Source organism: Protofrankia sp. CiP1_Cm_nod2 (assembly GCF_920664355.1).
In the GTDB taxonomy this organism is placed as follows: domain Bacteria; phylum Actinomycetota; class Actinomycetes; order Frankiales; family Frankiaceae; genus Protofrankia.
In genome coordinates, this window is the sequence record NZ_CAKKTL010000226.1 from 2,597 (window position 1) to 8,658 (window position 6,062).

At 71.2% G+C, this 6,062-nt stretch carries 5 protein-coding genes and 1 pseudogene; 5 read left to right on the plus strand and 1 reads right to left on the minus strand.

Annotation, left to right across the window (positions count from 1 at the left end):
• The first annotated feature begins 99 nt into the window (after positions 1–99).
• Positions 100–1,269 carry a peptidyl-prolyl cis-trans isomerase gene (locus tag NBW84_RS19840; protein WP_250286327.1) on the plus strand — a complete coding sequence of 390 codons (1,170 nt, stop codon included), beginning with the start codon at positions 100–102 and terminating at the stop codon, positions 1,267–1,269.
• 27 nt (positions 1,270–1,296) lie between these two features.
• The gene (locus tag NBW84_RS19845) at positions 1,297–1,518 is read left to right on the plus strand and encodes a hypothetical protein (RefSeq protein WP_250286329.1); all 222 of its coding nucleotides are present in this window, start codon (positions 1,297–1,299) and stop codon (positions 1,516–1,518) included.
• 83 nt (positions 1,519–1,601) lie between these two features.
• On the opposite strand, the gene NBW84_RS19850 is transcribed toward NBW84_RS19845, so the two are convergent.
• Positions 1,602–2,639 carry a TIGR03617 family F420-dependent LLM class oxidoreductase gene (locus NBW84_RS19850; protein WP_250286331.1) on the minus strand — a complete coding sequence of 346 codons (1,038 nt, stop codon included), beginning with the start codon at positions 2,637–2,639 and terminating at the stop codon, positions 1,602–1,604.
• A 487-nt stretch (positions 2,640–3,126) separates the two neighbouring features.
• Here NBW84_RS19850 and NBW84_RS19855 point away from each other — a divergent pair, with 487 nt between their 5' ends.
• The 3 genes and pseudogenes from NBW84_RS19855 to NBW84_RS19865 all read left to right on the plus strand — a co-directional run.
• Positions 3,127–4,320: a TetR/AcrR family transcriptional regulator gene (locus NBW84_RS19855; RefSeq protein ID WP_250286333.1), complete on the plus strand. Its 1,194-nt coding sequence runs from the start codon at positions 3,127–3,129 to the stop codon at positions 4,318–4,320.
• A gap of 332 nt (positions 4,321–4,652) precedes the next feature.
• Positions 4,653–5,753: a LuxR C-terminal-related transcriptional regulator gene (locus tag NBW84_RS19860; RefSeq protein WP_250286335.1), complete on the plus strand. Its 1,101-nt coding sequence runs from the start codon at positions 4,653–4,655 to the stop codon at positions 5,751–5,753.
• A pseudogene (locus NBW84_RS19865) lies at positions 5,750–6,062 on the plus strand (helix-turn-helix transcriptional regulator); the annotation flags it as partial. The gene NBW84_RS19860 and the pseudogene NBW84_RS19865, both read left to right, overlap by 4 nt.

The following is a 6,062-nucleotide window of genomic DNA, read 5'->3' on the forward strand; positions in this document are numbered from 1 at the left end:
TGTGCCGGACGACGGGCGCGGCGCGCCGGGGACCGGCAGCGAGCATGGCGCGCCGCCGCCGGACGGCACGTCCAGCGCGGCGCGGACGGAGGTGAAGGTATGAGGGCGCTACCGGGCCCGCTGGGCCGGTCATGGGTGCGCACGGTCCTGGTGCTGCTGGTACCGCTGGTCGTCGCCGGGCTCGCGCTGCTCATCGTGCCGCTGGTGACCGGCCTGCCCGGCAACGCCGCCTTCCGCGTGGGCGGCACCGTGGTGACCAGGGACCAGCTGCAGGCCCGGGTCGAGGTCCTCGGCGCGCTCTACGGGATCCGCGAGCCGGTCGGCGGCAGCGAGCTGGAGCAGTTCCGGCGGGACGTCGCCAAAGCGGTCGCGGTGAGCATGATCATGGACAGGGCCGCCGCCGAGCGCCAGATCGTCATCGCGGACAAGGCGGCCCGGGACACCCTCACCAAGATGATCGACGAGCAGATGGGGCCGGGGGCGGACGGGCAGCGTGCCTTCACCGACCTGCTGGCCAAGCTGAAGGTGTCCGAGAACGACGTCCTCGACGAGGTCGGACGCCAGCAGCGCACGGCCCGGCTGTTCCAGGATGTGACGGCGCCCGCGGCCGCGGCCGTCACCGACAACCAGCTGCCCGCGTACTACGAGGGCCACCGGACGGACTTCGCCGTCCCCGCGCAGCGTCGTCTGCGCAACATCGTGGTCGCCACCAGGGAGGAGGCCGACCAGGTGGTGCGGCGCGCCAGGGACGGCGCGGACTTCGCCGCCCTCGCCGGTGAGACGTCACTGGACGAGTCGACCCGGGGCAGCCAGGGAGATCTGGGATTCGTCACCGCCCCGCAGCTGGACGCCGAGTACGCCAAGGCCGCCTTCGCCGCCCCGGTGGGCTCCGTGTTCGGCCCGGTGCAGACCCGTTCCGGCTGGAACGTCGGCCAGGTTCTCGAGGACAGGCCGGCCAGCCAGCCGTCTTTCGAGCAGGTCAGGGACCAGGTACGGGACGCGCTGCGCTCGGAGCGCGCGCTCGCGGTCTGGCGGGCATGGCTCGCCGACCGGATCAGGGCGGCGGACGTGGAGTACGCCGACGACTACCGGCCCGCGGATCCCGACGCGCCGCCGTCCGACGGCTCCGCGGTGCTCCCGCGGCCAGGCGTGACCAGCGGCCCGGCGCCCGCGGCGCCACTGTCGCCGTCCCTGCTGTCCCTGCCGCCCGCAGCCGCCCCTCCGTCGCTGACGGCCCCGCCGCCGCTGTCCCTCCCCGCGGCACGATGACCGGCTCGACATGATGACCGGCTCGACATGATGATCGCCGCGGTGCTGGTGCAGCTCGCGTTCGCCGCCGCGTTCTTCGCCATCGGACGGTGGGGGCAGCGCAACGCCGCCGCCCTCGTGCCCGCCTCCCTCTCGCCGGAGGGACGGGCGAAAAAGGAGCGTTCCCTGCGCCGGGGCGCCCGCTCCTGCACGATCATCGCGATCGTCTTCGTCGTGCTCGCCGTGGCCGGGCAGGTTCTCCCCGGCTGACCGCGGGCGTGCCCCTGCGGGCCCGCGGTCAGCCCACGACAACCCGCGGCCGGCCCGCGGCAGCCCACGACGGCCGCCGCGGCTCAGTCCCGCTGGAGCCCGGCCACGATGATCTGGCGGGCCTCGTCGGCCAGCGGGTAGGGCACGAACAGGGTGAACCGGTTGATCAGGTCGTCGAAGCGGCGCCGGAGCTCCGTGACGACCGCCGCCGGCTCACCCACCACCGCGAACGTGTGCAGCACGGTGTCGTCCACGAGCTTGGTCATGACGTCCCACTCGTTCTGCCTGGACAGCCGGTGCAGCTCCGTGTGCAGGTCGCCCCAGCCGTGCAGGTCCAGGACACCGCGGTAGGCCGGGGTGGCCCCGTAGAAGGCGATGCGCTCGCGCACCGTCCGCACGGCATCGTCGTAGCTTTTCTCGTCGACCCCGGTGGCCACCAGCCCCGGGTAGGAGAGGGTGAACTGTTCCCGTTGCCGGCCGTTGTCACGGAGCACCGATTCGACGGCGGGGAGGGTGACCTCCCGCAGATAGCGTTCGGTGGTGAAAGAGTGCACGAGTATGCCGTCGGCGACCTCGGCGGCGACCGAGGCCATCTTCGTCCCGACCGCGGCTATCAGGACCGGTGGCGGGCCGTAGGGGCTGGGCCCGGGATTGAACAGCGGCGTCATCAATGTGTGCTGGTATATGTCGCCGCGGAAGTCGAGTGGCTCCCCATGGTGCCAGCTACGCCATATTGCCCGCATGGCCAGGACGAACTCCCGCATCCGCTCGGTCGGCGCGGACCACGGCATGCTGAAACGGCGCTGAATATGTGGTTTGATCTGAGAGCCCAGCCCCAGCACGAACCGGCCGGCACTGAATGTCTGGAGGTCGTTCGCTGTCGACGCCATGGTCATCGGGTTGCGGGCGAATGCCACGGCTATGGCGGTACCGATTTGCAGCCGTGGTGAGCGGTCCGCGGCCAGCAGCAATGGCAAGAAAGGGTCGCGGCCGACCTCGGTCGCCCACACCCCGTCGTACCCGATCCGTTCGGCCTCCGCGACCTGGGCCGAGATACCGGCGATATCCGCGCCGCTGGTCCCGTCCGAGGAACCGCCACCGATGAATCCGTCGACCAGCACCGTCAGCTCCTCCTGATCGTCACGGCGGCTGTTTCACACCTGCTCACGGGGCCGACGCGCCCCGCCCGGGCCGGCTGCCGCCCTGACGGTCCGGCTGCCTACCGCCGGCCGGCCGCCGGTACCGGAGAAGATCGTTTTTCTCCTGGCTGGCCCGCCCGGCCGCAGGATGCCGGCCGGAGCCCCGGTGGACGGGGCGGAGGGCTGGCGTTGTGATCAGAAGACGGTGGAGGGGTGGCCGCTCGTGGAGAGTTGGCTCCGATGGCAAGAAGTAAATCAGGAGTAACTTAATGGGTCAACAACTCCACCTCGTCCGGCGATGCGCGAGGCGGTGCGTGAAGTGGCACGCGGCGCTCCCCGGACACGGGCCGGGCGCCTGGCCGGAGGCCTGGCCGGGGGCGTTGCCGTCGGATCGCGCCGTCAGCCACCGGCGGTGGGGGAGCCCGGGCAGGAGCGGTATCCGCGTGAGACGGCAGGGTGGGAGCGGGCAGTGAGCGAGCGTGGCGGCAGAGGTACGATCACGAGAACTCCGCGTCCACGCAACCGCAGAGCTCAGATCATCACCGCTGCCAGTGAGCTGTTCTACCGTTTCGGTTATCACAACGTGAGCACCGAGGACATCGCCAGCGCGGTCGGGATCACCGCCGGCGCGCTCTACCGGCACTTCCGCAGCAAGGAGGAGCTGCTGGTGTGCGCGCTGACCGACAGCTTCGACCTGGCGGCGGCCGCCGTCGACCGGCATCACGGCGGCCAGCTCACGGCCATGGTGCAGGACCTGGCCGAGACGGCGGGCCGGCGGCGCGACCTCGGGGTGCTGTGGAGCCGGGAGAGCCGCCATCTCGACGACGAGCAGCGGCAGCGGATGCGGGAGCGGTTCTTCGCCTTCCTGGCGGGCTTCGTCGTCGCCCTGAACGACGCGCGTGAGGAACTGAGCCGGGACGACGCGGAACTGCTGGCATGGTGCGCGCTCGCCGTGCTCACCAGCCCCTCCTACCACCGGGTCCCGGCCGCCCCGGAGGCGATGGCCGCCCTGCTGCGGGGGATGGCCCTGTCGGTGTGCACCGTGGACATCGCCGGCGTGTCCGGGCGGCCGGCCGCGGATCCGGCCACCACCGAGACGGGGCTGTCACCGCGGGGGCGGCGGGAGGCGCTGCTGGTGGCGGCGGCCCGGTTGTTCAGCACCCGTGGCTACCAGACGGTGACCATGGAGGAGGTCGGCGCCGGGGTCGGGGTGACCAGCGCCGGGGTCTACCGGCACTTCGCCAGCAAGGCCGACCTGCTGATGGCGATCGTCGCGCGCGCGGCCGAGTCCCTGCAGCTGGGCCTCGCCCGGGCGCTGGCGGCCGCCACGACCCCCCAGGGCGGCCTGGAGAACGTGGTGGCGGCCTACATCGACTTCGCGATGGCGCACACCGACCTCGTCAACGTGCTGGTCGCCGAGGTCATGAACCTTCCGTACTGGAATCGTCACAGAATTCGCAAGGCGCAGCACGACTACGTCGCGGAATGGGTGTCCCTGATGGCGGCCACCCGCCCGGACCTGGACCGGACCGCGGCGCTTTTCCGTATCCACGCCGTGTTGATGGTGGTCAACGACGTTGCGCGCACAGCTCATCTGCGAAGCCAGCCGGATATTACGGAAAGACTCCACATGGTAGCTGCCCGTATCCTGCACAACCGATGATGTGCTGCCCGCGGCCGCTGTGGGCGGGCGGCCGCGGGCGGGCGCGCCGACGGCCCGGAGCCGGCCCGGAGCCGGCCCGGGAGCCGTATTCGGAGAAGTCTTGACGAAGTGACCTGAATCACCTACGTTCTGTCCGAAGTAAATATGGCAACACATAGATCCGGTCTCTGGAGCTGTTGGCCGGCCCCCGCGAGGGGCGCTGGGCCCCGGGGGCCGCGCCGTCGTCGCGATCGGTCCACTTCGGACGTGGAGGACAAGGGACAGTGGCGTCACCATATTCCACCACTGCGTTAGCACAGGCGGATCTTCAGATTCGCCAGAAGAAGCTGGTCATGGCATTGCACACGGCGGTGGACGCGGCTCCGGTCGAGCCCGGCAGCCGCTCGGCCGCGGCGCTCACGGCCAGGCTCGAGCGGATCGACGGTGAATCCATCGACGCGGCGGTCCGGGGCGGGGAGGCGGCCCGGGCCGGCGCGCTGCTCGCCGAACTCGGCGCCGTGCAGAACGACCTGCGTGCACACATGTTCGGTATGCCGTTCCGGGTGCTGAGCCGCATCAGGGAGGAGCTTGCCCGGATACGCCGGGCCACGACTTCCGCGGAGGCCATCGCGTCCGCTCCGGCCGCCCTGTGCGCGGCCGGTGGATTCGACCGGGCGATGATCTCCAGCCTACGCGGCTCGACCTGGCTGCCCGCCGAGCTGCACGTCACGACCGACGCCGACAGCGCGGTCAACGTGGCGTTCCGGGACTTCATCCAGGACCTGCGGATTCCGCTGACCTCCGCCATGCCCGAGGCCGAGCTCGTCCGGCGCAAGGTGCCCGCGCTGATCCAGCAGGCGCAGTCCGAGCCCCGGCTCTTCCGCCCGTTGGTCGAGGTGTCCCAGACCCGGGAGTACGTCGTCGCGCCGGTCCTGGCAAGTGGCTCGGTCGTCGGTTACCTGCACGCGGACACCTATTCCTCCGGGCGCCGCCTCACCGGCTACGACCGGGAGCGTATCCAGATCTTCGCCGACGGCTTCGGCCTGATTCTCGAGCGCACGGTGCTGCTCGAGCGTCTCGCCCTGCAACGGGAACGGATCGCCAAGGCGTTCTGCACCGCCCGGATGATGACCGAAGGGCTCAGCGCGGCCCCGGTCCGGCTCGCGCGGCAGAGCATCCCGGCGACCGAGTCCAAGCCGCCGGTGTCGCTGCCCGGCATGCTCGCGGCATCCGCACCCCGGCTCCCGGACGGGCTGACCCCGCGGGAGCGGGAGGTGCTCGCCCTGCTGGCCAGCGGCGCGACCAACGCACAGATCGCCGACCGCCTGACCGTCTCCGAAACCACGGTGAAATCGCATGTGAAGCACATCCTGCGCAAACTGCGCGCGTCGAACCGCGCCGAGGCGATCGCCCGGTACCTGTACCTCGCGCGCAGTCAGGACCGCGCCTTATGACCGCCGACCCGGACCGGAAGCCCAGCATGTTCCCGGCACCCACCGGCGTCCGAGGATGGCGGCGCCGCCAACGCGATCTCGCGGCCCGCCTCGATCTCGTGCACGGCGAGGTGCGGGCCGCCCTCCACGCGGAGCCGACGGCGTCCGTCATCCCCGACGATCTGGGGACGTCGACCGAGGTCGTCGCGACCCTGGCCGGGCGCTGCATCGACCGGCTGCGGGCCACCGACGGCATCACCGCCGCGGGCAGCGACACCAGCCTGCAGCTGTGCCATCTCATCCTGGATCTCCAGGAGCTCTCGTTCGACC

Excerpts from the sequence above, each read along its gene's own strand:
- NBW84_RS19840 (WP_250286327.1), top strand. The coding sequence starts at position 100 with ATGAGGGCGCTACCGGGCCCGCTGGGCCGGTCATGGGTGCGCACGGTC.
- NBW84_RS19845 (WP_250286329.1), top strand. The coding sequence starts at position 1,297 with ATGATGATCGCCGCGGTGCTGGTGCAGCTCGCGTTCGCCGCCGCGTTC.
- NBW84_RS19860 (WP_250286335.1), top strand. The coding sequence starts at position 4,653 with ATGGCATTGCACACGGCGGTGGACGCGGCTCCGGTCGAGCCCGGCAGC.